A 25,952-nucleotide genomic window follows, 5' to 3' on the forward strand; every position below is an offset into this window, starting at 1 on the left:
CGGAGTTCGTCAGATGAGTGCCGCCGCCAGTCTTCCTTTGGACAGTCACCTTAACGCCTATCACGCCTCAAAAGACTTCATGGATGTCTATAGCGGGGATTTGACCGGACGCCCGGATCTTATCGACTGCGATATCCGGGTTCTTGCGAAGCACATGACCACGATCGATATGCCCTGGGCGCAGGGTTTGTTGAAGCTTCGTGATCGGCTTGCGAAAACGGTAAATCTCAAGTCTACAGACGATTTGGCGAGCGAAGCACCGCCGAAACCGCTCAGTGAGGTCGGGCCGGGAGATCGGATCGCGTTCTTCAAAGTCTATGAAGTGCGGGAGAACGAAATTCTTCTTGGCGAGGACGACTGGCATCAGGATTTCCGACTTTCAGTCTTTAGGCAGGTGAAACCAGACCCAAAGGTTTTCGTTTCAACATGCTGCAAGCGGCACAATCTCTTCGGCTATGCCTATCTCGCGGCTATCCTGCCGGCGCACAAGATGCTCGTGAAACAGAGCATTGACAACGCGTTGGATCGGCCGTTGGTGCACTGACCGCAGGTGATTTATCGCTGATGCTCTACGAGATTCCCTCCCAACCTTCTTCGCCGATCAGCGGCACGAAAGTGACTTCGCCCAGTGTTTCGGATGAGAAATCCGTCTCGGACTGCCGCGTGATCCGCAACAGGTGTTGATGGTGGCGGGACGGACCGATTGGGTTCACCAGACGGCCCCCGATCGTAAGCTGTTTCTGGAGTGTGCCGGGCAGGGCCGGGCTGGCGGCTGCGACCATGATGGCGTCGTATGGGGTGTCTTGCGGATATCCAAGGGTGCCGTCGCCGCAATGGATTTCGACTGTCGGATACCCTGCGCGGATCAGATTGGTCTTTGCAAACTCCGCAAGCTCAGACTTGCGTTCGATACCAACGACCTTCGCGCCCATCTCTGCCATGACGGCGGCTGCGTATCCCGAGCCAGTTCCTATATCGAGAACGCGGGATCCCGGTTCGATTTTCAAGGCTTCACACATCAGTGCAACGACATAGGGCTGAGAAATCGTCTGCCCAAATCCGATTGGAAGCGGGCGATCCTCATAGGCGCGATTCCGGCTTTCAAACGGCACGAACAGGTGGCGCGGGACTTTTGACATAGCCGCTAGGACCGCTGCATCAGATATGCCGCGCGAACGAATTTGCCGACCCACCATAGTTGCGCGTTCTTCGTGATCGTCTCTCATAGTTCTATTCTTCAGGAACCGAGGATGGTTGCAAGTTTAAGAACTGCATCAAGACTCTATTAAGTCTGAATCGCCATAGTAGCCGAACGAAGAGGCCACCAGTTTTAGCGTTCAAGGTCCCAAGAGTGCCCCGAGCAGCCACACGTCAGCGAAAACAATCCTTTCTGCGCCGTCTCATCACCCCAGCGCTTGCTATTGCGGCGCTTGGCTATTTCGGCTTTCATGCCATGAACGGGGAATTGGGTGTGGTCGGCCGTGCCATGATCGAGCGTCAGGTGGCCGAACTTGAGGGCGAATTGCAGCTTCTTGTCGCCGAGCGCCAGGAACTTGCAGCCCGGGTCAGTTTGCTGCGCCCGGAGAGCCTCGATCCGGATATGCTGGATGAGCGGGCCCGGCTCTATCTCAATCTGGTGCATCCTGACGAGCTGGTCGTGCTGAAACCGCAGGCTGTGGCGCAATAAACCAAAATTCAGTTGAATTCTGCAACTTAACCAATATTTGGTTATGTAAAAAATAGTTTCGATAAATCATAGATATAGCACCTCATCGCATTGCGAGATTGCCATGTTGGATTGCCCTTTCATCCGGGATACGTTTCTGTAACCTGTCTTAGGGGAAACGTCACACCGAGTTGAGGGAAATGGCAGCAGCGAAGAAGACCAGCGCCGGCACCAGCCGGACCCGCAGTTCCGCCAAAAAGGCCGAACCTGCGATCGCCGAGTTCACCAAGGAAGAGGAACTTCACGCCTACCGCGAAATGCTTCTGATCCGCCGTTTTGAAGAAAAGGCCGGTCAGCTTTATGGCATGGGTCTCATCGGTGGTTTCTGTCACTTGTACATCGGCCAGGAAGCAGTTGTTGTCGGTATGCAGATGGCCAAGATCGACGGTGACCAGATGATCACCGCTTACCGGGATCACGGTCACATGTTGGCGATGGACCTCGACCCGAAAGGCGTTATGGCCGAACTTACCGGACGCCGCGGCGGCTTGTCGAAAGGCAAGGGCGGCTCCATGCATATGTTCTCCAAGGAAAAGCATTTCTATGGCGGTCATGGGATCGTCGGCGCGCAGGTGTCCCTTGGAACCGGCCTTGGCTTTGCCAACAAATACCGGGAAAACGGCAATGTCTGCATGACCTTCTTCGGCGACGGTGCCTCCAACCAGGGGCAGGTTTACGAGAGCTTCAACATGGCCGAGCTCTGGAAGCTGCCGGTCATCTATGTGATTGAGAACAACAAATACGGCATGGGCACCAGCGTTGAGCGCTCATCCTCCATGACAGACCTCTCGCAGCGCGGCGCGTCCTTCAACATTCCGGGCGAAAAAGTCGACGGAATGGATGTGCGCGCCGTGATGGCCGCGTCCAAAAAGGCGCTTGAATGGTGCCGTGACGGCAAAGGCCCGTACATCCTTGAAATGGTGACTTACCGGTACCGCGGGCACTCCATGTCCGATCCGGCGAAATACCGGTCGAAGGATGAAGTTCAAAAGATGCGGACCGAGCACGATCCGATCGAACAGGTCCGCAAGCGTCTGCTCGACAACAAGTGGGCTACCGAAGACGATCTCAAGGCGATCGACAAGGATATCCGTGCGCGCGTCGCGGAAGCTGCCGAATTTGCACAGACCGATCCGGAGCCGGACGCGTCTGAACTCTACACCGACATTTTGCTTTAAGGCCGGGGGACATTATGCCGATTGACATTTTGATGCCGGCGCTTTCGCCGACAATGGAAGAGGGGAAACTCGCCAAGTGGCTGAAGGCCGAGGGCGATACAGTTTCCGCAGGCGATGTGATCGCCGAAATCGAGACCGACAAGGCAACCATGGAAGTGGAAGCCGTGGATGAGGGCACACTTGGCAAGATCCTGGTTGCCGAAGGCACCGACAACGTAAAGGTGAACGAAAAGATCGCGATCCTGCTTGGCGAGGGTGAAGATGCCAGCGCCGCCGATGCGGCTGCGTCTGCACCGGCAGCTGCAGCACCGGCAGCTGAACCCGCAGCTGCTTCTCCGGCGCCTGCCGCACCTGTTCCTGCTGCGCCCGTTGCCGCCGAACCTGTCGAAGACCCGGAAGTCCCGGCTGGAACCGCTATGAAATCCTCAACGGTGCGCGAAGCGTTGCGCGATGCGATGGCGGAAGAAATGCGCCGGGATGGCGATGTCTTCGTCATGGGTGAGGAAGTTGCCGAGTACCAGGGCGCTTACAAGATTACGCAAGGCCTCCTGGACGAGTTTGGTGCAAAACGCGTCATCGATACCCCGATCACCGAACACGGCTTTGCTGGTTTGGGTGTCGGCGCGGCGATGGCAGGCCTCAAGCCGATTGTAGAGTTCATGACCTTCAACTTCGCCATGCAGGCGATTGACCAGATCATCAACTCTGCCGCCAAGACGCTCTACATGTCCGGTGGACAGATGGGTGCGCCGATGGTGTTCCGTGGGCCGAACGGGGCTGCCGCCCGCGTTGGTGCGCAGCACTCTCAGGACTACGCTTCGTGGTATGCGCATGTGCCAGGTCTGAAAGTGATCCAGCCGTATTCGGCAGCGGACGCCAAGGGCCTGCTGAAAGCGGCGATCCGTGATCCGAACCCGGTCATCTTCCTGGAAAACGAGATCCTTTACGGTCACTCGTTCGATATCCCGGATATGGACGACTTCGTCCTGCCGATCGGCAAGGCAAAAATCGAGCGCGGCGGCACGGATGTGACCCTGGTATCCTGGGGCATTGGCATGACCTACGCCATGCAGGCGGCTGACGAGTTGGCCGGGATGGGCATATCTGCAGAGGTGATCAACCTCCGCACCATCCGCCCGCTCGACATCGACACGGTTCTCGCCTCCGTTCGCAAGACCGGACGGGTTGTCACTGTCGAGGAAGCCTTCCCGATGTGCTCTGTGTCTTCCGAGATTGCGTTCCAGGTTCAGGAAAAAGCCTTCGATTACCTCGATGCGCCGATCCTGCGGGTCACCGGCAAGGACGTTCCGATGCCCTATGCGGCAAATCTGGAAAAGCTGGCGCTTCCGAGCGTTGCCGAAGTCATCGACGCGGTCAAAGCCGTAACCTACACGGCCTAAGGCGGGGGAATCGGACATGCCAATTAACATCACCATGCCGGCTCTCTCTCCCACGATGGAAGAGGGCAACCTGGCCAAGTGGCTGGTCAAGGAAGGCGACACGGTTTCAGCGGGCGACGTCATCGCTGAAATCGAAACTGACAAGGCGACCATGGAAGTGGAAGCCGTGGACGAAGGTACGGTCGGCAAGATCGTGGTTGAGGCCGGAACAGAAGGCGTGAAGGTCAATGACCTGATCGCCGTCCTTCTGGAAGACGGCGAAGACGCCAGCGCGATCAGTGCAGCCCCGGCAGCAGCACAGGCGTCTGCCCCTGCTGAAGCTGCAGTGCCAGCTGAAGCTGCTGCCGCCGCTCCGGCTGAGACGCCGGCCGCACCCGCCGGACCGGCTCCGGTTGCAAATGACGGCACGCGCATCTTCGCGTCTCCGCTGGCCCGCCGTCTGGCGCAGCTTAACGGGCTCGATCTGAAGGCGCTGTCGGGTTCCGGCCCGCATGGCCGGATTGTCAAGAAGGACATTGAAGCAGCTGTTGCAGCTGGTACCGGCAAGGCTGCAGCTGCGCCGGCAGCCGCAGAAGCTCCAAAAGCAGCTGCTGCCACACCGGCAGCAGGTCCGTCTTCGGATCAGGTTCTGAAGCTCTTCGAAGAAGGCTCCTACGAACTCGTTCCGCACGACGGCATGCGCAAGACCATTGCCAAGCGCCTGACCGAATCCAAGCAGACCATCCCGCATTTCTATGTGTCGGTGGACTGTCAGCTGGATGCGCTTCTGGCCCTGCGGTCCCAGCTGAATGGGGCAGCTGCAACCGACAAGGACGGTAAGCCTGCCTATAAATTGTCTGTCAACGACATGACCATCAAGGCCCTGGCCCTTGCCCTGCGGGATGTTCCGGACGCTAACGTGTCCTGGACCGATGACAACATGGTCAAGCACAAGCACGCTGATGTGGGTGTGGCCGTATCCATCCCGGGGGGCCTGATCACACCGATCGTCCGCCGGGCGGAAGAAAAGCCGCTGTCGGTCATCTCCAACGAGATGAAGGACATGGGTGCCCGCGCAAAGTCCAAGAAGCTGCTGCCGCAGGAATATCAAGGCGGCACGACGGCCGTGTCCAACATGGGCATGATGGGCGTCAAGGACTTCTCGGCGGTTGTCAATCCACCGCATGCCACGATCCTGGCTGTTGGCGCCGGGGAACAGCGTCCAGTCGTCAAGGATGGCGCATTAGCCATCGCAACCGTGATGACCGTGACGCTGTCCACCGACCACCGATGTGTGGACGGGGCGCTCGGTGCCGAGTTGCTTGCAGCCTTCAAGGGCTACATTGAAAACCCGATGTGCATGCTCGTCTAAGACAGGCTCTCAAAAGCGCGGCGTCTCTGCCGCGCTTTTTTCAAGGTTTCTACTTTTCGCCGGGGAAAACACCATGGCTGATACCAATTATGACGTGATCATCATCGGCTCCGGGCCGGGTGGTTATGTGACCGCGATCCGGGCCGCACAGCTCGGGCTGAAAACTGCGATCGTCGAGCGTGAACACCTCGGCGGCATCTGCCTCAACTGGGGTTGTATTCCGACCAAGGCGCTGCTGCGCTCTGCGGAAATGATGGACCATGCCAATCATGCAAAGAGCTTCGGCCTGAAGCTGGAAGGCAAGATGACGGCGGACGTTAAAGACGTGGTCGCGCGTTCTCGCGGCGTGTCTGCGCGCCTCAACGGCGGCATCGGCTTCCTGATGAAAAAGAACAAGATCGATGTGATTTGGGGGGAGGCCAAACTCACCAAGCCGGGTGAGATCAACGTTGGCAAGCCGTCCAAGCCGGCAGTTCAGCCGCAACATCCGGTGCCCAAAGGCGTGAAAGGTGAGGGGACCTACACGGCCAAGCACATCATCGTTGCCACCGGCGCCCGTCCGCGCGCTTTGCCCGGGATTGAGCCGGATGGCAAGCTGATCTGGACATACTTTGAGGCGATGAAGCCCGAAAAAATGCCGAAGTCCATGGTCGTCATGGGATCCGGCGCCATCGGGATCGAGTTCGCGTCCTTCTACCTTTCCATGGGTGTGGATGTAACCGTTGTCGAATTGATGCCGAATGTCATGCCGGTCGAGGACGACGAGATCTCCAAGTTTGCCCGCAAGATGCTGGAAAAGCGCGGCATGAAGATCATCACTGAAGCCAAGGTGTCCAAGGTCGACAAAGCGGCCGACAGCATCACTGCGCATGTGGAAACAAAGGACGGCAAGGTTCAGCAAATCACAGCAGACCGCCTGATTTCCGCAGTTGGTGTACAGGGCAACATCGAGAACCTTGGTCTTGAAACGGTCGGTGTCAAAACTGATCGCGGATGCATCGTCATCGACGGCTATGGCAAGACCAATGTTCCGGGCCTTTACGCTATCGGTGACGTCGCCGGTCCGCCGATGCTTGCGCATAAGGCGGAGCATGAGGGCGTCGTCTGCATCGAAAAGATCGCAGGCCTGCCGAACGTTCATCCGATGGACAAGGGCAAGATCCCGGGCTGTACTTACTGCAATCCGCAGGTTGCCTCAGTCGGCTTGACCGAAGCTAAGGCGAAAGAGCAGGGCCGCGATATCCGCATAGGGCGGTATCAGTTCAACGCCAACGGCAAGGCCATTGCTCTTGGCGAAGACACCGGCATGATCAAGGTGATCTTTGACAAGAAGTCTGGTGAGCTGCTTGGCGCGCATATGGTTGGCGCGGAAGTGACCGAACTCATCCAGGGCTTTGTTGTTGCGATGAACCTGGAGACAACCGAAGAAGACCTGATGCACACCATCTTCCCGCATCCGACCTTGTCGGAGATGATGAAGGAAAGTGTGCTCGATGCTTATGGCCGCGTGTTGAACGCCTGATCGGAGTTGTTCATTTATGTCCGAGACCGGGCGGCGAAAAACGTTATTGTTGCCGCTCGGGAGGATATTAATTGACCGACTACGCTAGGTCTGCCGAATAATGACCAAATCAACAAAAGCGAAAGCAAGATCAAGTTGGGCCAAGATTTATGCAATGGTCTTCTGCGGCCTATTCATAATTGTATTTTCGCCATTCTATTTCGCCGGGTTTGGCCCAGATGAAGGCCGTTTCCAGTTTCTGAGTTCCTTTTTTATGGCGTTTTTTGTAGCCGCAGTAGGCACATTAATGGTTTGGTTCAAAAAGATATCTTTCCCTCACAGGCATTGAGTGCGACGCTTTTTGGTAAGCGGATGTAAAACAGCATCCTAAGAGATAATTTGGTCGAGGAGCCGTTTGATATGGATGTAAAAGCAATTTTGATTTGGGTCGCGATCGGGATTATCGCCGGTTGGCTGGCGAGCGTGATAGTCGGCGGCGGCGGATTGATCCGGTATCTGATCACCGGTTTGATCGGTGCTTTTGTCGGGGGCTTTTTGTTCAAGCTCGTTGGCATCAACATTGATCTTGGCAATGCGTATGTGAATGAGATTGTTGTCGCGGCCATCGGCGCTGTTGTGATCGTGCTGCTTGCGCGTTTGATCGCCTGATTTCCTGAAAAAGGAGTGCCCGCGATGGGTTTGATTATAACAATCATCATTGGCCTGATTGCGGGCGCTGTTGCGCACCGGGTGTTGAACAGCCGGGGCGGCTTTCTGGGCAACCTGATTGTCGGCCTGGTCGGGGCGCTGATCGGTGGTGAATTGGCGTCCATTTTAAATCTGAACGTCACCGGTGGCGTGCTTGATCGGTTGATCATCGCCGTGATCGGCGCGATCCTATTTCTGTTCGTCTGGAAGAAGGTGTTCAAATAAACCATGGTGCGGCTCGCGGCAGACCATCGCCTCGCCACATATGGTACGCTCGCGCCAGGCCGGGTAAACCATCATCATGTCGAAAACGTTGAGGGAACCTGGACCACAGGGGTGATCCGGGGACGTTTGATAGAGGCCGGGTGGGGCGCTGACCTCGGGTACCCCGGCCTTGTTCTCGACCCAAACGGCGACACCATCGAAGTGCATCTTTTGGTCTCGATAGACCTGATAGACCACTGGGACCGGCTAGACGCGTTCGAGGGAGCCGGGTATCAACGCGTTCAAGTCGATGTTGAGACGGCGCAGGGGCATGTCCCGGCATCGATCTACGTGATTGCAACTGAGACAGAAGAATGAAGACCGAAGCTTTCGCCCGCATATCTGATTTTCCGATGACCGCATCGGACAAGCTGCGTTACGCAGACACCGATCGCCAAGGCCACGTGAACAACGCGGTCTTTGCGACCTTTCTGGAAACCGGGCGGACGGAAGTCATCTACGGCGAGGCGTTGGCGGACACCGGAGCATCCTTTGTCATCGCAAGGTTGGAGCTGGATTTCCTGGCTGAGGTGAACTGGCCGGGGGACGTGCAAATCGGAACTGTTGTGCAGGATGTCGGCAGGTCTTCCTTCAAGCTGCATCAGAAAATTTTCCAGGACGGGAAGGCGGTTGCACAAGCTGTCACCGTCATCGTCCAGATGAACAATGAAAGCCGCCGGTCCCATCCGCTGACAGACCGCGCGAAGGACCGTCTCAATACGCTGGCCAGCCCTGCGTCAACTTGCTAGCAGGCATGACAGTTTTGTGGCTTGATCTTTAACGGAAAGAACGACACTTAAGGCCCATGGTTACGATCGTCGACACGCTCAATCGCCCGAAAGACCCATCCGAAGCGCGCCCGCGCCACCCGGAAAAGGCTCACCGACCCGACAACCCTGTCCAGCGGAAGCCGAAATGGATCCGCGTTAAAGCGCCGACATCTCCCGTATATAAAGAGACGCACAACACAGTCCGGCAGAACAACCTTGTAACTGTGTGTGAAGAGGCCGGCTGCCCCAATATTGGCGAGTGCTGGTCCAAGAAGCACGCGTCGTTCATGATCTTGGGCGACACCTGCACCCGCGCTTGCGCGTTTTGCAATGTGCGCACAGGCATGCCGGGACCGGTCGATCCGAAAGAGCCGCAGGGTGTTGCGGACGCGGTCGCTACGATGGGGCTGGAGCACGTTGTAATCACCTCCGTTGACCGCGATGATCTGGACGACGGCGGCGCACAGCATTTCGCGGATGTCATTCAGGCGATCAGGAAGACGTCTCCAACAACAACCGTTGAGGTTCTGACACCGGATTTCCTGCGCAAGGATGGCGCCATGGAAATCGTTGTTGAAGCGCGCCCGGATGTGTTCAACCACAATCTGGAGACCGTGCCGTCGAAGTATCTGAAAGTCCGCCCAGGAGCCCGGTACTTCCATTCCATCCGGCTTCTCCAAAAGGTGAAGGAACTGGATCCGGAAATGTTCACAAAGTCCGGGATCATGGTTGGTTTGGGTGAAGAGCGGAACGAAGTCCTCCAGTTGATGGACGACCTTCGCGCGGCGGATGTCGATTTCCTGACGATCGGTCAGTACCTGCAGCCATCGAAGAAGCACCATCCGGTGATGTCCTTCGTGACGCCGGAAGAATTCAAGGGCTATGAGCGGATCGCGTATGCCAAGGGGTTCCTGAAGGTCTCTGCAAGCCCACTGACACGGTCCTCACACCACGCGGGCGAGGATTTCGCCGATCTGCGCGCGGCCCGCAAGACAAAACTCGGCCACTAATGGCCCGCTTAAAGGATTTGGCAAGGCGATAGGACCACACTAACCCATGCCCAGTTTCTCATCTTCGCATAAGGTCAATCACAAGGCGGACGACATGTTTCGCCTCGTGGCCGATGTCGAGCAGTATCCGAAATTCGTGCCGCTCTGCCAGGACCTTCATGTGCGTGGCCGGAAGGAATTGCCGGACGGGCGCACCGTGCTGGTCGCCGACATGACCGTTGCCTATAAGATGTTCAAAGAAACATTCACCAGCCGGGTGGAACTTCAGCCGGAGAGCAAGACGATCTTGGTCGAGTATCTGGACGGCCCGTTCAAGCATCTTGAGAACAAGTGGACGTTCAAGGATGTGGACGATGGCCGGAGCACGGTCGGGTTTTACATCAATTACGAGTTTCGCAGCCGAGCGCTCGGATCGTTGATGGGGGCCATGTTCGATAAGGCGTTCCGGAAGTTTTCAAACGCCTTCGAAACCCGCGCAGATCAGGTCTACGGCGGCTAGGCGTCAGTCCGGTCTCTATTGCTGATTTATTTGAACTGCTTGAATGCGTCGCGGATCGTATGAATGCGGCTTGCCCGCGTCTGGAAGGATCCTTCCGGCTCCCGAAGGGCTTCGATTTCCCGCTTCTCCAGGCCAAGGTCGTAAAGGCTGGCGAAGGCCGTATTGTCGCTGCATAACACGTTGCGTTCTTCACCAAAATTTTCTTCCAGGATCAGTGTTCGACCGGCGGCAACTTCTTCCTCGGTCCAAACGACGGTGGTCGTGCTGACCCAGAACATGCGATCACAATACTGCGCCTGGTAGTAGCCTTCTTTCGGCCGTGTCAGAATTTCGTGAGAGCCGGTGAATGTGCCATCCGGATATTGTGACCGAATATAGTAGTCGCTTTGCGCAAAACTGGACCCGGCCAGAGTGATCGCTGGCAAAAACGTCAGGATTGCTATGCATTGAGCGCGTGTCATCGGCAAATGTCCTGTACAGCTTTCGGTTCTCGTCTTTAAGTCACAATCCTTTTTTACGGCAATTGTCTTGCGCGAGCCTTACCATGCTTTTTCAGCTCATTTTGCTGCGTGGTAAGAGCCCTTTGCTTTTTCATCTGAACCAAACGATTTGCTGATTGCAGCGAAGCGGCTTATTGGATTCACCAGAGGGCCGTCTTCTTGAATGATCAGCCTTGGGTCGTCATGGATCCCGAGGTCGGCAAGCGTCACTTGTTCTTCCGGATTGGCGCAAATGGGCCGCCAGCCCTTGCCGCGATTGTACTCAACGCGGAGCTCGTAACCGCGGTCCACTTCGAGTTGGGTCCATGCCACAGTTGCGTGCCTTACCCAATAAGAGCGCTGACAATAGGTGACCTCAACAAGTCCTTCAGACATGCGTTTGTAGATCTGGTGAGATCCGCGGAAAATGCGATGACCGTCCCGGGAAATGATGTAGGTATCGCCCGGTTCAAGTTGGTCAGCATAGGTCTGGGTCGGTGCGGTACACGCGAGCGCCAGCGCGGCGGCCATTACTGTCTTCTGGATCATCATATCCGGTCCTTATTCGCGAACTCATTTCGCGAAAGCAAAGCTGCTCAACGTCTTGAATAACCGAAATCCTTCAAGAACAAATTTCTGAAGGGGTTCGAAATTGTCTAAAGTTTTAATGAAATAAACTCTGCGGCATGGGGCGCGGCCAGAATGTAAATCAGCGCGTATGGTAGCTTTTGTATCGGCTGTCAGTCTTACTCTTGTTAAAGATGCCGCTAATCGCGCTCAAGCGGCTGACAGGTTTGTCGTCACTTTGTGATTGCTGCAGGAATTCTCTCGGCTGCATGTCGATGCCAAGATCAGCAAGGGCAACCTGATCCTGCGGGCGCTGACAGATCGGACGCCATCCACGGCCAAAATTGTACTCGATCTGAACAGTCCGGCCGAGTTCGGTCTCAAACTGAGTCCATGCGACGGAGTGACTGCGAACATAATAATCGCGATTGCAGTAGCTGACTTGTTTCAAGCCTCGGGAGTATTCCAGGTAGAGTTTGTGGCTTCCAACGAACGTGCCTTGTTGATCCCGGGATATAAAATAGAAGTCGCCAGGCTGGGGAATTCCACCTGCCTGAGCACTGACTGGAACCAACAATGTGATCGCCGCGAGAAGGGCGTTTCTGAGCGTCATGGCACGAATGTTTTGTTTGCAACGACTGCAACCTACATTTGCCGGGCCTGGTCGTAAAACGCCTTTCTTGGCCAGTGTAAACCACCGGTTACCAAGCGGCGGACGGTTTTATAGGTGTTTTATTTGCATTGCACAATTGGCCCTAATCACGCCAGCAGGACGCTTGGTAATGTGCTTTCGACAGCGATTAAACAGCTACTCATTGCGAGGTAAAAAATTTCGACTGAGCAGCTAGTCCAGAGCGTCTAGCAGAGCGGTGAGGGCGGTCTGGACCGTTTCTAGTCGGATCGAGGTCCTGCCATTGTCGGCAAACCAGCAATGCAAATGCCGCGTCGGTTTGTTCTTCACTGCAACAGCAATATGAACGGTGCCGACTGGTTTTTCGTCGCTGCCTCCACCCGGTCCGGCAATTCCTGTGACGGACACTGCGATGTCGGCTTTGGACTTGGCGAGCGCACCTTCGGCCATGGCTATGGCGACGTCTTTGCTAACAGCGCCGACCTTCGCAATCAGTTGTGCCGGTACACTGAGCATCTCCGTTTTGGCTTCGTTGGAATAGGTCACAAACCCGCGATCCACGACGGCTGATGAGCCCGCAATATCGGTCAAGCTCCCGACAATGAGCCCGCCGGTGCACGACTCTGCTGTTGCCACCATCATGTTCCGGGCCTTCATGGCGTCTATTACGGACGCTGCGAGGGTGCCGAGATCTGAGAGGTTTGCAGGATTTTTGCCTGACATGTTGATCTCACTCATCTTCGGTCAGTGGCAAGCGGACTGTGACGCTGGCAAGCGCTGCGATACCTTCTTTCCGGCCCGTAAACCCGAGTTTTTCCGATGTTGTCGCCTTTACGGATACCCGAGAGCTCGGAATGTCGCAGATAGTAGCGATGGATTCCCGGATTGTTTCGCGATGCGGTCCGATCTTTGGAGCCTCGCAGACGATGGTGACGTCTATATGGGCGATCCGGCCGCCAAGGTCTTTGACACGTCGGACTGCGTCGATCTGAAACTGGTCCGAGTCAGCGCCTTTCCACTTTGGGTCGCTGGGCGGAAAATGCTGACCAATATCACCGTCGCCAATCGCTCCAAGGGTGGCGTCTGTAATCGCATGCAGAACCACGTCCGCATCCGAGTGGCCTTTTAAGGATTGGGTATGAGGTATGGCCACGCCGCCAAGAACGACCTCTGTTCCGGCCTCAAATGCATGAACATCATATCCGATGCCGGTCCGGACATCTTGAAGGCTAGCCAGAGACGGTTTTTGATAAGTTGAGGCAGTCATGGTCCACGTCTTTGCTAGAGTTTGTGCCCGGCTTAGGTCGGCCGGCGTTGTTATCTTGAAGTTCGCCGGATCACCATTGCTCAGTGCGATCACAAGGCCAGCCCATTCTGCAAGACTGGTATCATCGGTAAAGTCATCGTGACCAGCAGCTGCCGCGGCCTGATGCGCAGAAAGGATCTTGGCGAAAGGGAAACCCTGCGGCGTTTGTGCCGCATGAAGATCGCTGCGGTCGACCGTTTCCAACTTGTTAGCACCTTGTGGCTGGCGTTTTAAGGTGTCAACGACGGGAACTGCGGGAAGAACGCCGTCTTGGCCTTCTTCTAATGCTTCGATGACGCCGTCCAATACGTCGGCGCTCAGGAAGGGGCGAGCTGCATCATGTATAAGGACAAAATCCGGGTCGGCTTTTTCCAATGCTTTCAAACCGTTCAAGACCGACTTCTGCCGTGTTTTTCCGCCAACCACCGCCGACAAGAGCTTTGAGGATACTTTCTGTGGCAGGGACTCCACGGCATTGGTATACGCATCGCCGTCGTCTGCGTGGATCACCGTAAGAATAGTTGAGATTGCGGGATGATTCCCGAGTGCTTTCAATGTATGGGAGAGGATCGGAGCGTCGGCGATTTGCCGGTATTGCTTCGGAGTGGTGCTGCCGTCTTGCGCCATTCGGCTGCCGCGTCCGGCGGCGACAACAAGAGCGGCGGTTTTCGGCATGGGTTGGATCTCCAAAGGGCAGTTGCCTCGTCACGAGATCGTCTTTAACCAAATCAATGGCCTGACCGCAATTTATCCCTTGTTGCCATCTGTGAAATGTCTAGTATATAGGCAGAATGAGAAATGCACAGACAATGAGCATTTGTGAAAGCGCGTCGCTACCTGGCATGAAGTCTATCAAGATCGGCCCCCACTCCCTGAAAAATCGCGCAGTCTTGGCGCCGATGTCCGGCGTGAGCGATCTGCCGTTTCGCCGTCTGGCGTCCCGGTTCGGCGCCGGCATGGTGGTCAGCGAAATGGTTGCCAGCGAATCCTTCGTCAAAGGTGATGCGGAAACCCAGATGCGCGCTGAAGCGCAGGATGGGGGTCTGCATGTCGTTCAACTGGCCGGCCGGGAAGCGCGCTGGATGGGCGAGGCGGCCAAAGTCATAGCAGGTCTGGGCGCCGATATCATCGATATCAACATGGGATGTCCCGCAAAAAAGGTGACCTCTGGTTACTCCGGTTCGGCCTTGATGCGCGATCTCGATCATGCCTTGACCTTGATTGAAGCAACAGTTGAAGCCGTTGATGTCCCAGTGACGCTCAAGATGCGTCTTGGTTGGGACGACACCACGATCAATGCACCTGAGCTTGCGCGGCGGGCGGAAGCTGCCGGTGTGCAACTGATCACGGTGCATGGCCGGACACGCTGTCAGTTTTACAAAGGCACGGCGGACTGGGACGCGATTTCGGCCGTCAAATCTGAAATATCGGTACCGCTGATCGCCAATGGGGATTGCACGGGTATTGAAAGCGCTGACGCGATGTTGGCGGCATCTGGTGCCGATGCGGTCATGATCGGGCGCGGGGCATATGGCCGGCCGTGGCTGCCGGGTCTCGTCGGACACTATCTGGAAACGGGCGAAATCCTGTCAGCACCCCAAGGCAATGCGCTTGGCGAACTGGTGATTGAGCATTACGAGGCAATTCTGGGCCTTTACGGCGTTTTGCCAGGCGTGCGGATCGCACGAAAACACCTCGGCTGGTACCTCGATACGTCCATTGAACAGGGCGGATTGGATATGCCAGCTGCGCTCAAAAAGACAATCATGACATCGAACCAATCGGATGAGGTCGTCCGGATTGCGTCCGATTGGTTTTCTTCCTGCAATACACGGACGGCAGCGTGACGGATCGAGATACTCCAAAGGGACGTACCGAAGCTCTGGCCAGCGATGGTCCAACCATCCTCGATGCACTCCCACACCCGGTCCTGCTTGTTGCCCCGGATGGGGTGATTGAATCGGCCAATATGGCGGCGGAGTTTTTCATGCGGTCCAGCATCTCCGTGCTGCGCCGGCATCCAATCAATGAGTTCATTCCGTTCGGAAGTCCGCTGCTGACTTTGATTGATCAGGTTCGCGAGCGCGGTGCCGCTGTTAACGAGTACAAGGTCGATATCGGGTCGCCGCGCATCGGCGCGCCGAAGATTGTCGACATCAATGCAGCACCGGTCGCGAACCGGCCCGGTGCCGTGGTGCTGATGTTTCAAGAGCGCACCATGGCGGAAAAAATCGACCGTCAACTGACGTCGCGTGGCGCAGCGCGCACGGTGACAGGCTTGGCCGCCATGCTTGCGCATGAGATCAAGAACCCATTGTCCGGGATTCGCGGCGCTGCCCAGTTGCTCGAACAATCAGCTCCCGATGAAGACCGGGCATTAACCCGGTTGATCACGGATGAAACCGACCGGATCGTGAAACTGGTCGACCGGATGGAAGTGTTTTCCGATGAGCGGCCGATCGAGCGCGACCCCGTCAACATCCACGTCGTCCTGGATCATGTGAAGCGTTTGTCCGACAGCGGCTTTGCCCGGGACAACAGGATCATTGAGAATTATGACCCGTCGTTGCCGCCGGTCTATGCCAACAAGGATCAGTTGATTCAGGTGTTCCTGAACTTGATCAAGAATGCCAGTGAGGCGATTGGCGACGATCCGGATGGTGAAATCCGGATTTCGACCGCGTTCCGGCCCGGTGTCCGCCTGTCCGTACCCGGTACGGAAGACAAGGTTAGCCTGCCGCTCGAGTTTTGCGTCCAGGACAACGGTCCGGGCGTTCCTGAAGATTTGCTGCCGCATCTGTTTGAGCCATTCATCACAACAAAAACAAACGGTTCCGGACTGGGTCTCGCGCTCGTTGCCAAGATCATCGGCGATCATGGCGGTGTCATCGAGTGTGACAGCCAGCGCGGAAAAACCGTCTTCCGGATTTTGATGCCAGCGTATTCAACCACCGATTCCGGGCCTGGGGCCGGAGCAGTATAAGGGCTGACTGACCATGCCGACTGGCACGATTTTGGTTGCCGATGATGATGCCGCCATCCGCACCGTGCTTAACCAGGCCCTGTCGCGGGCTGGATATACGGTGCGTTTGACGTCGAATGCATCCACACTCTGGCGCTGGGTTTCAGCCGGCGACGGAGATCTGGTGATTACCGATGTGGTGATGCCGGATGAGAACATCTTTGATGTATTGCCGCGCATCAAGAAGATGCGCCCGGAACTGCCCGTTTTGGTTATGAGTGCGCAAAACACGTTCATGACCGCAATCAAGGCATCGGAAAAGGGCGCCTATGAGTATCTGCCCAAACCGTTTGACCTGAAAGAACTGACCGGGATCGTCCAGCGTGCGCTGGAAGAGCCAAAGAAACGTCCTGTGGCCGACCTTGAGGAAAGCGGTGAGGGAATGCCGCTTGTCGGCCGTTCGCCGGCAATGCAGGAGATTTACCGCGTTCTGGCTCGTCTGATGCAGACTGATTTGACAGTCATGATCAATGGCGAATCTGGAACGGGCAAGGAGTTGGTGGCGCGGGCGCTGCATGACTATGGCAAACGGCGCAACGGCCCCTTTGTCGCGATCAACATGGCGGCCATCCCGCGGGATCTGATCGAGGCCGAGCTGTTCGGGCATGAGAAAGGCGCGTTCACGGGCGCACAAAACAGAAGCTCCGGCCGGTTCGAGCAGGCAGATGGCGGAACGCTTTTTCTGGATGAGATCGGTGATATGCCCATGGAGGCGCAGACCCGGCTTCTCCGTGTTCTGCAGCAAGGCGAATACACCACTGTCGGTGGTCGGACGCCGATCAAAACCGATGTTCGTATCGTTGCGGCCACCAATAAGGATTTACGGCATCTCATCAATCAGGGACTATTCCGCGAAGATCTGTATTTCCGGCTGAACGTTGTACCGATCCGGCTCCCACCGCTGCGCGAACGGGTTGAGGATATTCCGGACCTTGTGCGGCACTTCTTTTCCATGGCGGAAAAAGAGGGGCTTCCGGCCAAGCAGGTCGATCAGAGCGCGATGAACCTCATGCGCCGGTACCGTTGGCCGGGCAACGTGCGGGAACTGGAAAACCTTGTGCGCAGGTTAGCGGCGCTCTATCCGCAGGATGTCATCGGCGAGGCAATGCTTGATCATGAGCTGAGCCAACCGTCCACGAATCCGCTCGAAGATGAGACGTCCGAAACCGTTGATCTTGGCGGTTCCGTTGAAAAGTACTTGTCCGGATATTTCGAAACGTTCGGCGACGCGCTGCCACCCCCTGGTCTCTACCATCGCATTTTACGGGAGGTGGAGTACCCTCTGATCAGCGCGGCTCTTGCTGCAACGCGAGGAAACCAGATCAAGGCGGCAGAGCTTTTGGGCGTGAACCGCAACACATTGCGCAAGAAAATCCGGGATTTGGATATACAGGTTATGCGCTCCACACGGTGACGCTGGAACAGTATTCAGCGTCACTCTGTCACTTGAATTTGTCGGTGGACGATTTTGCCTTGTCGCAATTTCGCAACATTGTGTGGTAAGTCTGCCGCATTCGCAGATCGTGTTATTCTGCGCCGAATTTTTGCAGGCAAATACCAGGGGCCTAATGATACTGGAATCCGCGCAACATCCCGTAGCGCAATCCGGCAGCGCCAGTAAGTTCTGGCGGCGCGCCGGTCTTGCAGTCATGATCCTGGCGCTCATTTCCATCGGGGTCACATTTTTCATCCTGATGGGTCTGACGTCTCTCGACCCGACACGCGACGTCATCGTCACGGCCATGGCGATCAACGGCCTTTGGGCCGTGATCCTTTTGGCGCTCATCGGCTATGAAATCATCAAACTGCTTCAGGCCCGCCGCCGTGGCCGGGCGGCCGCCCGTCTTCACGTACGAGTGGTGGCGTTGTTCAGTGTCGTTGCAGCCGTTCCAGCGATCCTGATGGCCATTCTGGCGGCGGTGACGCTTGATCGCGGGCTCGACCGTTGGTTCGAGGACCGAACACGCACCATCATCGACAACGCCTTGACGGTGGCGCAGGCCTATTTGCAGGAGCACGCAAGGGTTCTGCGGGGCGATCTCATTGCAATGCGGACCGATCTGGACCGGGCCAAGCCGGTTTATGATTTCGAACCGACCCGGTTTGATCAGTTCTTCCGAACTCAGGTCTCCTTGCGCGGCATTCTGGCGGCCTACATCATCAACCGCGAAGGCGACGTGGTGACTAGGGTTGTTCTGGATCCCAACGCCGATATCCCACTGCCGCCGGCAGATAGCATTTTCAAGGCACAATCCGGTGACCCAATTCTAATCGCGCCGGGGATTTCGAACCTTGTCGGCGGCGTGATGAACCTCTCCGCCTACGATGGCTTTGTTCTTTATGCGGTACGCCGTCTTGATCCGCGTGTCGTGGAGTACATGGGCCTTGCCGAAAGCGGCGCACTTCAATACCAGCAAATGGAAAACAGCCGGTTCGGCGTACAGGTCGCCTTTGCGCTGGTCTATCTTGGTGTTGCTCTGGTTCTGCTGCTTTCCGCGATATGGATCGGCTTCGGGTTCGCAAATCAGCTGGTCTCACCGATCCGTAGTCTCATTTCAGCTGCAGATGAAGTGGCGAGCGGGAACCTGTCTGTCACCGTCCCAACAGAAAAAGCCGGCGGCGACCTAGCCAATCTCGGGCAGAGCTTCAACAAAATGACCGGTCAGTTGGTCGGTCAAAGGGATGCGCTTCTTGCGGCAAACGAGCAGATAGATCGGAGGCGACGCTTCAACGAAGCTGTCCTCTCTGGGGTTTCGACCGGCGTTATCGGGGTGGACGATGAGGGATCGATCATCCTGGTCAACCGGTCCGCCGAAGAGCTCCTGCAAGTTGAAGAAATTCGTATCCTGAACAAGCCGTTACCGGACGTCTTGCCGGAGTTGACGGACTACCTTTCAGATGTTCTGGCCTTGCAAGGCGACAAGATGCCAGAAACCCAGATTGAAATCACGCGCGGGGGACGACTGCGGACAATCAATGTGCGCACGACGAGCGAGCAATCAACCCGCCGGGAACACGGCTTTGTTGTGACGCTGGACGACATTACCGACCTTGTGTCCGCGCAACGCAACTCGGCCTGGGCGGATGTTGCCCGCCGGATTGCGCATGAGATCAAGAATCCTTTGACACCGATCCAGTTGTCTGCCGAGCGGATCCGGCGGCGTTATGGCAAACGGATCGAAGAGGACCGCGAAGTCTTTGACCAGTGCATTGATACAATCGTGCGCCAGGTCGGCGACATCGGGCAGATGGTCGATGAATTCTCCTCCTTTGCGCGTATGCGCAAACCGAAAAAAACCACGAGCGATTTGCGGGAATCTGTTCGAAATGCTGCCTTCATGCAGTCCGTGGCGAACCCGGACATATCCGTAACCGCCGACTTGCCTGAGAGCCCTGTTTTGGCGACGTATGACGAGCGGCTGGTCGGACAGGCTTTCACAAATGTTATCAAGAACGCCACAGAAGCCGTTGCGGCCCGGACGGGTGACGATTTGCCCAAGGGATCGGTCTCCGTTCACGTCAAATGTGATCCAGAAGACGATCCGCAGCGGGTAATTGTTGATGTGGTCGACAACGGCATCGGCCTGCCGGAAGAAAATCGATCGCGGCTCTTGGAGCCGTACATGACGACACGTGAGAAGGGGACAGGACTGGGACTTGCCATCGTGCGCAAGATTCTTGAAGACCATGGAGGGGGCATTGAATTGCTTGATGCGCCGAAGGCCAATCCAGGCGACACCGGAACGCTTGTCCGGTTGACGCTCTCCATGAAGCCGTCTGAAGCCCTTGAAACAGACCAAACCGAAGAAGAAGCAGTGACTGCCCATGGCGCATGACATTCTGGTTGTAGACGACGAAACCGATATCCGTGAGATGATTGCCGGTATTCTGGACGATGACGGATACGGCACCCGCACGGCGCATGACTCAGACAGCGCGATTGCCGCCGTGAAAGAGCGAAAGCCTTCGCTAGTCATTCTGGATATCTGGTTGATGGGAAGCCGGCTGGACGGCCTGGCGCTTTTGGATCAGTTCAAGGAAACCGATCCGGATATGCCCGTTGTGATCATTTCCGGTCACGGCAACATCGAAACGGCTGTTTCCGCAATTAAACGTGGAGCCTACGACTACATCGAAAAGCCATTCAAAGCTGATCGGTTAGTACACATTGTTGAAAGGGCCTTGGAAGCCTCCAGTCTTCGCCGCGAAGTGCGCGACTTGCGCCAAAGAAGCGGGGAGACCAGCGACATTGTTGGCGATTCTTCAGCTGCCAACGGTCTCCGCCAAACTATCGAAAAAATTGCAGGAACGAACAGCCGAATTCTGATTTCCGGGCCATCGGGGTCCGGCAAAGAACGTGCAGCGCGGATGATCCATGATCTTTCACCGCGTGCGAAAAGTCCGTTTGTTGTCTTGAACGCGGCCACCATCACACCGTCCCGAATGGAAGAGGAGCTTTTCGGGATCGAGGATGAAAGCGGCAACCTGCGCAAAATTGGTGCTTTGGAAGAGGCCCATGGCGGGACGCTGTACCTCGACGAAGTTGCCGACATGCCGGCGGAAACCCAGGGCAAGATCCTCAGAGTGTTAGTGGAGCAGAGTTTTTCGCGTGTTGGCGGAACCGGCAAGGTTCAGGTCGACATCCGTATCCTGTCGTCGACCTCAAAGAATCTGGAAGAACACATTGCGACGGGCTTGTTCCGGCAAGATCTCTATCACCGCCTGAGCGTGGTGCCTCTCCGCGTGCCGGGGCTCGCCGAGCGCCGGGAAGACATCCCGGTGCTAGTCCGCCATTTCATGGAGCAAATTTCAGCCGCATCAGGTATTCCGCTGCGCCCGATTGGCGACGATGCCATGGCAGTCCTTCAAACACACGATTGGCCCGGAAACGTCCGCCAGCTGCGGAACAATGTCGAGCGTCTGCTGATCCTGAGTCGGGGCGAGCCGGACAGCACCATTACCGCGGACCTTCTCCCGGCCGAAATCGGCGAAACGCTTCCGAGCCTTCCGTCTTCCGGTACGGGGGAACACCTGATGTCTGTTCCTTTACGCGAAGCGCGGGAAATCTTTGAACGCGAATATCTTCAGGCGCAAATCAAGAGATTTGACGGCAACATCTCGCGCACGGCGGAATTTGTCGGTATGGAACGGTCAGCGCTGCACCGCAAGCTGAAGACCTTGGGAATGACCTAACGCGCCAGCGTGCCTGTGAGAGCCAAATAGCAAGAGCCGGGAAGGGGTTTCCATGAAAATCGTGATTTGTGGCGCCGGACAGGTCGGCTACGGGATCGCCGAACGGCTAGCTGCGGAACAGAACGATGTTTCCGTTATTGATTCCTCGCCCAAACTGATCGATGCGATTGGCGATCAGCTGGATGTTCGCGGTTTTGTCGGACACGGTGCCCATCCGGATGTTCTGGCCCAGGCCGGAGCGGAAGAAGCCGATATGATCGTTGCCGTGACCTTGTATGACGAGGTGAACATGGTCGCGTGTCAGGTGGCCCATTCCCTCTTCAATGTGCCGACAAAGGTCGCGCGTATCCGCGCGCAATCCTATCTTCAGGGCCGTTGGCGCAATCTGTTTTCCCGCGAAAACATGCCGATTGACGTGATCATTTCACCTGAAATCGAAGTCGGTGAAATGGTGCTTCGGCGCTTGGCCCTTCCTGGTGCCGTGGAAACCGTCCGTTTTGCCGATGATAATGTCGTTGTGGTCGGGATCATGTGTGAAGACGACTGCCCGGTCGTCGATACGCCGCTTCATCAGCTGACAGAACTGTTCCCGGATCTCGGGGCGGTTGTTGTTGGGCTGTACCGGAATAACAAACTGTTCGTGCCGAAAAGCAGCGATTCCATCTACACAGGCGATCTTGCTTATGTTGTCGCGAAACGGGATCAGGTACGCCGCACACTTAGCATTTTCGGGCATGAAGAGCCGGAAGCCGGCAAGGTTGTGATTGCAGGCGGCGGCAATATCGGCCTTTATGTTGCAAAGGCCTTGGAACAGCGTCAGGCCGGTACAAAGATCAAGCTGATCGAAGCATCCCGTGAACGTGCCATTTCAGTTGCGGACGATCTCAAGCGATCGGTCATTTTGCATGGCAGTGCGCTGGATCTGACAATTTTGAACGAAGCCGATGCCGGTGATGCGGACACGATGGTTGCTCTCACGAATGAAGATGAGGTCAATATTCTGTCGTCCGTTATGGCCAAAAAACTTGGCTGTAAACGGTCCTTGTCGCTCTTGAACAACCCGAGTTATCCGGCGTTCACCAACGCGCTTGGAATTGATGCCTTCATCAATCCACGCGCCGTCACGATTTCCAAGATCCTCCAACATGTGCGCCGCGGCCGGATCCGGGGTGTCCACACATTGCAAAACGGCGCTGCCGAAATTGTTGAGGCAGAAGCGCTCGACACGTCGCCATTGGTCGGGCGGCCGTTGCGCATGATCGACTTGCCGTCCGGGATCCGGATCGGAGCGGTGTTCCGGGATGGCGAGGTTCTGACGCCGAATGGAGATCTGCAAATCCAGGCGAAAGACAGGATCGTAATCTTTGCAGTTGCCAGCAGGGTCCGGCAGGTCGAGCAGATGTTCCGCGTCAGTCTTGATTTCTTTTAAGTCAGTATGACGTTTTTCTGATCTTGCATTTGTCTGACCAAACGGTCAAAACAGTAGCAATACCAATTGGTTCAAAAAGAACCTGCCGGGATCAGGAGAATTCATGAGCCGTATTGCCTATGTGAATGGTCAATATGTCCAGCATTCGGAAGCTGCAGTCCATATTGAGGATCGCGGTTACCAGTTTGCAGATGGCGTCTATGAGGTTTGCGAGGTTTGGAACAACCAGATCGTTGACATGCCGCGCCATCTGGACCGTCTCGGTCGGTCCTTGAGCGAGTTGTCTATTGATTGGCCTATGAGCCGGCCGGCAGTCGAATTTGTGCTGCGCCAGGTGGTGCGCCGGAACAAGGTGCGCAACGGGCTTGTGTACATCCAGGTGACACGCGGCGTTTCAAAACGTGACCATTTTTTCCCGCCGGCAAATGTCGCGCCTTCAATTGTTGTGACGGCACGCTCTTCCAACCCGGCTGCGGTGAACGCGCAAGCCGAGGCCGGGATTGCGGTATTCAGTTACCCGGAAAACCGTTGGCCGCGGGTGGATATCAAGACTGTTGCCCTGCTGCCGAATGTTCTCGCCAAACAGAGCGCGAAGGAAAAGGGTGGCAAAGAGGCCTGGTATGTGGACGCGGACGGCAATGTGACCGAAGGCGGCTCAACCAATGCCTGGATTGTCACAAAAGATGGCAAGCTGATCACGCGGCCGGCGGAGAGCGGTATCTTGCGTGGGATCACACGCACAGCGATTTTGGACCTCGTTGAGCGCGAAGGGTTGTCTTTCGAAGAACGGCCTTTCAGCCTCGAAGAGGCCTATGATGCCAAGGAAGCGTTTGTTACCGCTGCGACAAATATCGCAATGCCTGTTGTACGAATTGATGACAAGGTAATCGGGAATGGGCATCCCGGATCGGTTGCAACCCGATTGCGCGAACTGTTCCATACTGCTACTGATTTGAAGGTGGTGTGAATCGTAGCCCTCTATGATGCTGGGCTGGGGATACTTGAGGGTCAGGGCAGATGACCCACTGATAGATGGGCAATAAAAAAGCGGGCAGGCTGGGTACACCATAATCTGAGAGGATTTGTGCTTGGAACAGTCAGCCAGGAGAAAACCGGGTGCCTGGCCGCATTCGGACCAAATAGGATAAAAGAACACATGGCTGAGCGCGCACAAAACCTACAAGACACATTCCTCAATCACGTTCGCAAACAAAAAACACCGCTCACAATCTTCTTGATCAACGGGGTCAAGCTGCAGGGAGTTGTGACGTGGTTTGACAATTTCTGCGTTCTGCTGCGCCGCGACGGTCATTCGCAGCTGGTTTACAAACATGCCATTTCCACAATTATGCCAAACGGACCTGTTCAATTGTTCGATCAGGCTGAGGAAAACGCGGAAAAGGCAAGCTGATTGAAACCGAAGTCTCGCGAAGACGACTTTTCGAAATCCAATGGTTCAGAAGAACCGGGTCAGAAATCTCTTAGACAAAAAGACACTGGGGTAGATCGTCTGCCCCAGCGCTTTCGTGCGATGATCCTAGAACCGGTCATCCAACTTCGTTCTGAAAACTCCCAGGCAGACCTCAGATCCAACCGGAGCCCGGAAGCCCGGCTTGACGAAGCGATTGGCCTCAGCGCGGCCATCAACCTTGATATCGTTCATTCTGGCGTGGTGCGGATAAACAATCCCAAGCCAGCGACGCTCTTCGGCGAAGGTAAGGTTGCTGAACTTGCCGGCATTGTTGCCAGCGAGGATCTGGATCTGGTTGTGATCGATCACCCGTTGTCTCCGGTTCAGCAAAGAAACCTGGAACGCCGCCTGAAGACCAAGGTGATCGACAGGACGGGTTTGATTCTGGAGATCTTCGGCGACCGCGCACGTACCAAAGAAGGCAAGCTTCAAGTCGATCTGGCGCATCTGACCTGGCAGAAAAGCCGGTTGGTCCGGTCCTGGACGCACCTTGAACGGCAAAGGGGCGGCGCCGGGTTCATGGGCGGCCCAGGGGAAACCCAAATCGAGGCCGACCGCCGTCAGATCCAGGAACGGATCATTGCGTTGCAAAAGCAGCTTGAAAGTGTACGCCGAACCCGGGAACTGCACCGAAAGAAACGGAAGAAGATCCCGCAACCGGTCGTCGCCCTGGTGGGTTACACGAACGCCGGAAAGTCGACGCTGTTCAATCATCTGACTGAGTCAGAGGTGTTTGCCAAGGATCTTCTGTTTGCAACGCTGGATCCAACGCTGCGCAAGATCACGCTGCCGCACGGTCGCGAGATTATCCTGTCAGATACCGTTGGGTTCATTTCGGATCTGCCAACGCATCTGGTGGCCGCTTTCCGCGCGACCCTTGAAGAGGTGTTGGAAGCAGATTTGATCCTCCACGTGCGTGATATTTCGCACCCTGACACGGACGCGCAAGCCGAAGACGTTCAAAAGACCTTGGAAGAACTTGGTGTCGATGCGCTGACTGGCGCACCGATCATTGAGGTCTGGAACAAGATCGATCTCCTCGACAAGGACTACCGGGCGAAACTCCTCTTAGAAGAACAAGGTGAAGGGCCCGTCGCCCTGTCTGCTGTGACCGGTGAGGGCATTGATCATCTGAGTGCCCGCGTTGACAGTTTCATGGCGCGGCATGACGATATCCTGTCGGTCCGTTTACCAGTCGCAGAAGGCGCATTGATTGCAAAGCTTTACCAGATGGCTGAGGTCCTCGAGCGTTCCGACGGCGAGGAATACGTGACCGCGGAAGTCCGGGTCTCGGACAAGCAACGTGGGCCGTTCCGGGATCTCTTCGGCAAGTTTGCGTTTGATCCATCTGAAGAACGGACCGATACACGCCCTTCGGGCTTTTGATACCGGAACAGCGCCAACCTTTCGAATTGACGGGTTCATTTTTTAATTGACCGGGACGGTA

27 protein-coding genes are annotated in these 25,952 nt (G+C 56.2%); 21 read left to right on the plus strand and 6 right to left on the minus strand.

The annotated features are described in order from the left end of the window. The first annotated feature begins 13 nt into the window (after window positions 1-13). Complete coding sequence (locus tag ACQY4Z_RS23915; RefSeq protein WP_428525440.1) at window positions 14-544, plus strand: DUF2867 domain-containing protein; 531 nt, start codon at window positions 14-16, stop codon at window positions 542-544. A gap of 25 nt (window positions 545-569) precedes the next feature. Here the strand turns inward: ACQY4Z_RS23915 and ACQY4Z_RS23920 are convergent, their stop codons facing one another. Beyond that, on the minus strand, window positions 570-1,226 hold the full coding sequence (locus ACQY4Z_RS23920; RefSeq protein WP_428525442.1) for a protein-L-isoaspartate(D-aspartate) O-methyltransferase: 657 nt from the start codon (window positions 1,224-1,226) through the stop codon (window positions 570-572). Window positions 1,227-1,351: 125 nt separating this feature from the next. Between ACQY4Z_RS23920 and ACQY4Z_RS23925 the strand changes: the two genes are divergently transcribed. The 11 genes from ACQY4Z_RS23925 to ACQY4Z_RS23975 all read left to right on the plus strand — a co-directional run bounded on the left by ACQY4Z_RS23925 (window position 1,352) and on the right by ACQY4Z_RS23975 (window position 10,407). Further along, complete coding sequence (locus ACQY4Z_RS23925) at window positions 1,352-1,687, plus strand: FtsB family cell division protein (RefSeq protein ID WP_353621070.1); 336 nt, start codon at window positions 1,352-1,354, stop codon at window positions 1,685-1,687. A gap of 179 nt (window positions 1,688-1,866) precedes the next feature. Then, the gene (gene pdhA, locus ACQY4Z_RS23930) at window positions 1,867-2,904 is read left to right on the plus strand and encodes a pyruvate dehydrogenase (acetyl-transferring) E1 component subunit alpha (protein WP_209175528.1); all 1,038 of its coding nucleotides are present in this window, start codon (window positions 1,867-1,869) and stop codon (window positions 2,902-2,904) included. Window positions 2,905-2,918: 14 nt separating this feature from the next. Beyond that, complete coding sequence (locus tag ACQY4Z_RS23935) at window positions 2,919-4,304, plus strand: pyruvate dehydrogenase complex E1 component subunit beta (protein WP_428525445.1); 1,386 nt, start codon at window positions 2,919-2,921, stop codon at window positions 4,302-4,304. 16 nt (window positions 4,305-4,320) lie between these two features. Beyond that, the gene (locus ACQY4Z_RS23940; protein ID WP_428525447.1) at window positions 4,321-5,655 is read left to right on the plus strand and encodes a pyruvate dehydrogenase complex dihydrolipoamide acetyltransferase; all 1,335 of its coding nucleotides are present in this window, start codon (window positions 4,321-4,323) and stop codon (window positions 5,653-5,655) included. 73 nt (window positions 5,656-5,728) lie between these two features. Beyond that, window positions 5,729-7,177 carry a dihydrolipoyl dehydrogenase gene (gene lpdA, locus ACQY4Z_RS23945; RefSeq protein ID WP_428525449.1) on the plus strand — a complete coding sequence of 483 codons (1,449 nt, stop codon included), beginning with the start codon at window positions 5,729-5,731 and terminating at the stop codon, window positions 7,175-7,177. A 399-nt stretch (window positions 7,178-7,576) separates the two neighbouring features. Then, window positions 7,577-7,825 carry a GlsB/YeaQ/YmgE family stress response membrane protein gene (locus ACQY4Z_RS23950; RefSeq protein ID WP_428525451.1) on the plus strand — a complete coding sequence of 83 codons (249 nt, stop codon included), beginning with the start codon at window positions 7,577-7,579 and terminating at the stop codon, window positions 7,823-7,825. A 24-nt stretch (window positions 7,826-7,849) separates the two neighbouring features. Further along, on the plus strand, window positions 7,850-8,089 hold the full coding sequence (locus tag ACQY4Z_RS23955) for a GlsB/YeaQ/YmgE family stress response membrane protein (protein WP_428525453.1): 240 nt from the start codon (window positions 7,850-7,852) through the stop codon (window positions 8,087-8,089). Window positions 8,090-8,092: 3 nt separating this feature from the next. Then, the gene (locus ACQY4Z_RS23960; protein WP_428525455.1) at window positions 8,093-8,446 is read left to right on the plus strand and encodes a gamma-glutamylcyclotransferase family protein; all 354 of its coding nucleotides are present in this window, start codon (window positions 8,093-8,095) and stop codon (window positions 8,444-8,446) included. After that, window positions 8,443-8,877: an acyl-CoA thioesterase gene (locus tag ACQY4Z_RS23965; RefSeq protein ID WP_428525457.1), complete on the plus strand. Its 435-nt coding sequence runs from the start codon at window positions 8,443-8,445 to the stop codon at window positions 8,875-8,877. The genes ACQY4Z_RS23960 and ACQY4Z_RS23965 overlap by 4 nt, the downstream gene beginning before the upstream one ends. 56 nt (window positions 8,878-8,933) lie before the next feature. Beyond that, a complete protein-coding gene (gene lipA / locus ACQY4Z_RS23970; RefSeq protein ID WP_428525459.1) occupies window positions 8,934-9,908 on the plus strand; it encodes a lipoyl synthase in 975 nt (324 codons plus the stop codon). Between the two features lie 46 nt (window positions 9,909-9,954). Continuing rightward, on the plus strand, window positions 9,955-10,407 hold the full coding sequence (locus ACQY4Z_RS23975) for a type II toxin-antitoxin system RatA family toxin (RefSeq protein ID WP_428525461.1): 453 nt from the start codon (window positions 9,955-9,957) through the stop codon (window positions 10,405-10,407). 26 nt (window positions 10,408-10,433) lie between these two features. Here the strand turns inward: ACQY4Z_RS23975 and ACQY4Z_RS23980 are convergent, their stop codons facing one another. From ACQY4Z_RS23980 to ACQY4Z_RS24000, 5 genes are all read right to left on the minus strand, one after another. Further along, a complete protein-coding gene (locus tag ACQY4Z_RS23980) occupies window positions 10,434-10,868 on the minus strand; it encodes a hypothetical protein (RefSeq protein ID WP_133947335.1) in 435 nt (144 codons plus the stop codon). A gap of 96 nt (window positions 10,869-10,964) precedes the next feature. Then, window positions 10,965-11,438 carry a hypothetical protein gene (locus ACQY4Z_RS23985; RefSeq protein WP_428525463.1) on the minus strand — a complete coding sequence of 158 codons (474 nt, stop codon included), beginning with the start codon at window positions 11,436-11,438 and terminating at the stop codon, window positions 10,965-10,967. Window positions 11,439-11,595: 157 nt separating this feature from the next. After that, entirely contained in the window at window positions 11,596-12,066 is a 471-nt protein-coding gene (locus ACQY4Z_RS23990; RefSeq protein ID WP_428525465.1) for a hypothetical protein, read from the minus strand. Window positions 12,067-12,297: 231 nt separating this feature from the next. Continuing rightward, on the minus strand, window positions 12,298-12,807 hold the full coding sequence (locus ACQY4Z_RS23995; protein ID WP_428525467.1) for a CinA family protein: 510 nt from the start codon (window positions 12,805-12,807) through the stop codon (window positions 12,298-12,300). A gap of 7 nt (window positions 12,808-12,814) precedes the next feature. Then, window positions 12,815-14,065 (minus strand): bifunctional 2-C-methyl-D-erythritol 4-phosphate cytidylyltransferase/2-C-methyl-D-erythritol 2,4-cyclodiphosphate synthase, encoded by a 1,251-nt coding sequence (locus ACQY4Z_RS24000; RefSeq protein WP_428525469.1) that lies wholly within the window; start codon window positions 14,063-14,065, stop codon window positions 12,815-12,817. Between the two features lie 167 nt (window positions 14,066-14,232). Here ACQY4Z_RS24000 and dusB point away from each other — a divergent pair, with 167 nt between their 5' ends. The 9 genes from dusB (at window position 14,233) to hflX (ending at window position 25,891) form a co-directional block, all read left to right on the plus strand. Next, complete coding sequence (gene dusB / locus ACQY4Z_RS24005) at window positions 14,233-15,237, plus strand: tRNA dihydrouridine synthase DusB (protein WP_428529666.1); 1,005 nt, start codon at window positions 14,233-14,235, stop codon at window positions 15,235-15,237. Continuing rightward, on the plus strand, window positions 15,234-16,373 hold the full coding sequence (locus ACQY4Z_RS24010; RefSeq protein WP_133947341.1) for a two-component system sensor histidine kinase NtrB: 1,140 nt from the start codon (window positions 15,234-15,236) through the stop codon (window positions 16,371-16,373). The genes dusB and ACQY4Z_RS24010 overlap by 4 nt, the downstream gene beginning before the upstream one ends. Before the next feature lie 13 nt (window positions 16,374-16,386). Continuing rightward, entirely contained in the window at window positions 16,387-17,826 is a 1,440-nt protein-coding gene (ntrC, locus tag ACQY4Z_RS24015; RefSeq protein ID WP_209175558.1) for a nitrogen regulation protein NR(I), read from the plus strand. A 154-nt stretch (window positions 17,827-17,980) separates the two neighbouring features. Continuing rightward, window positions 17,981-20,248 (plus strand): sensor histidine kinase NtrY-like, encoded by a 2,268-nt coding sequence (locus ACQY4Z_RS24020; RefSeq protein ID WP_409687659.1) that lies wholly within the window; start codon window positions 17,981-17,983, stop codon window positions 20,246-20,248. Continuing rightward, a complete protein-coding gene (locus tag ACQY4Z_RS24025; RefSeq protein WP_209175564.1) occupies window positions 20,238-21,605 on the plus strand; it encodes a sigma-54-dependent transcriptional regulator in 1,368 nt (455 codons plus the stop codon). The genes ACQY4Z_RS24020 and ACQY4Z_RS24025 overlap by 11 nt, the downstream gene beginning before the upstream one ends. Before the next feature lie 52 nt (window positions 21,606-21,657). Next, window positions 21,658-23,034, plus strand: a complete 1,377-nt coding sequence (trkA, locus tag ACQY4Z_RS24030; protein WP_133947349.1) for a Trk system potassium transporter TrkA — start codon at window positions 21,658-21,660, stop codon at window positions 23,032-23,034. A 103-nt stretch (window positions 23,035-23,137) separates the two neighbouring features. Further along, window positions 23,138-24,001, plus strand: a complete 864-nt coding sequence (locus ACQY4Z_RS24035; RefSeq protein WP_409687653.1) for a D-amino-acid transaminase — start codon at window positions 23,138-23,140, stop codon at window positions 23,999-24,001. A 189-nt stretch (window positions 24,002-24,190) separates the two neighbouring features. Beyond that, window positions 24,191-24,445, plus strand: coding sequence for an RNA chaperone Hfq (hfq, locus tag ACQY4Z_RS24040; protein ID WP_006934516.1), 255 nt, complete (start codon window positions 24,191-24,193; stop codon window positions 24,443-24,445). Window positions 24,446-24,565: 120 nt separating this feature from the next. Next, on the plus strand, window positions 24,566-25,891 hold the full coding sequence (gene hflX / locus ACQY4Z_RS24045) for a GTPase HflX (protein WP_428525474.1): 1,326 nt from the start codon (window positions 24,566-24,568) through the stop codon (window positions 25,889-25,891). The last annotated feature ends 61 nt before the right edge of the window (window positions 25,892-25,952 follow it).

Source organism: Roseibium sp. (assembly GCF_965276855.1).
Lineage (GTDB): Bacteria > Pseudomonadota > Alphaproteobacteria > Rhizobiales > Stappiaceae > Roseibium.

Coding starts and splice junctions, on each gene's coding strand:
- ACQY4Z_RS23915 (WP_428525440.1), top strand. CDS start 14: ATGAGTGCCGCCGCCAGTCTTCCTTTGGACAGTCACCTTAACGCCTAT.
- ACQY4Z_RS23920 (WP_428525442.1), bottom strand. CDS start 1,226: ATGAGAGACGATCACGAAGAACGCGCAACTATGGTGGGTCGGCAAATT.
- pdhA (WP_209175528.1), top strand. CDS start 1,867: ATGGCAGCAGCGAAGAAGACCAGCGCCGGCACCAGCCGGACCCGCAGT.
- ACQY4Z_RS23935 (WP_428525445.1), top strand. CDS start 2,919: ATGCCGATTGACATTTTGATGCCGGCGCTTTCGCCGACAATGGAAGAG.
- ACQY4Z_RS23940 (WP_428525447.1), top strand. CDS start 4,321: ATGCCAATTAACATCACCATGCCGGCTCTCTCTCCCACGATGGAAGAG.
- lpdA (WP_428525449.1), top strand. CDS start 5,729: ATGGCTGATACCAATTATGACGTGATCATCATCGGCTCCGGGCCGGGT.
- ACQY4Z_RS23950 (WP_428525451.1), top strand. CDS start 7,577: ATGGATGTAAAAGCAATTTTGATTTGGGTCGCGATCGGGATTATCGCC.
- ACQY4Z_RS23955 (WP_428525453.1), top strand. CDS start 7,850: ATGGGTTTGATTATAACAATCATCATTGGCCTGATTGCGGGCGCTGTT.
- ACQY4Z_RS23960 (WP_428525455.1), top strand. CDS start 8,093: ATGGTGCGGCTCGCGGCAGACCATCGCCTCGCCACATATGGTACGCTC.
- ACQY4Z_RS23965 (WP_428525457.1), top strand. CDS start 8,443: ATGAAGACCGAAGCTTTCGCCCGCATATCTGATTTTCCGATGACCGCA.
- lipA (WP_428525459.1), top strand. CDS start 8,934: ATGGTTACGATCGTCGACACGCTCAATCGCCCGAAAGACCCATCCGAA.
- ACQY4Z_RS23975 (WP_428525461.1), top strand. CDS start 9,955: ATGCCCAGTTTCTCATCTTCGCATAAGGTCAATCACAAGGCGGACGAC.
- ACQY4Z_RS23980 (WP_133947335.1), bottom strand. CDS start 10,868: ATGACACGCGCTCAATGCATAGCAATCCTGACGTTTTTGCCAGCGATC.
- ACQY4Z_RS23985 (WP_428525463.1), bottom strand. CDS start 11,438: ATGATGATCCAGAAGACAGTAATGGCCGCCGCGCTGGCGCTCGCGTGT.
- ACQY4Z_RS23990 (WP_428525465.1), bottom strand. CDS start 12,066: ATGACGCTCAGAAACGCCCTTCTCGCGGCGATCACATTGTTGGTTCCA.
- ACQY4Z_RS23995 (WP_428525467.1), bottom strand. CDS start 12,807: ATGTCAGGCAAAAATCCTGCAAACCTCTCAGATCTCGGCACCCTCGCA.
- ACQY4Z_RS24000 (WP_428525469.1), bottom strand. CDS start 14,065: ATGCCGAAAACCGCCGCTCTTGTTGTCGCCGCCGGACGCGGCAGCCGA.
- dusB (WP_428529666.1), top strand. CDS start 14,233: ATGAAGTCTATCAAGATCGGCCCCCACTCCCTGAAAAATCGCGCAGTC.
- ntrC (WP_209175558.1), top strand. CDS start 16,387: ATGCCGACTGGCACGATTTTGGTTGCCGATGATGATGCCGCCATCCGC.
- ACQY4Z_RS24020 (WP_409687659.1), top strand. CDS start 17,981: ATGATACTGGAATCCGCGCAACATCCCGTAGCGCAATCCGGCAGCGCC.
- ACQY4Z_RS24025 (WP_209175564.1), top strand. CDS start 20,238: ATGGCGCATGACATTCTGGTTGTAGACGACGAAACCGATATCCGTGAG.
- trkA (WP_133947349.1), top strand. CDS start 21,658: ATGAAAATCGTGATTTGTGGCGCCGGACAGGTCGGCTACGGGATCGCC.
- ACQY4Z_RS24035 (WP_409687653.1), top strand. CDS start 23,138: ATGAGCCGTATTGCCTATGTGAATGGTCAATATGTCCAGCATTCGGAA.
- hfq (WP_006934516.1), top strand. CDS start 24,191: ATGGCTGAGCGCGCACAAAACCTACAAGACACATTCCTCAATCACGTT.
- hflX (WP_428525474.1), top strand. CDS start 24,566: ATGATCCTAGAACCGGTCATCCAACTTCGTTCTGAAAACTCCCAGGCA.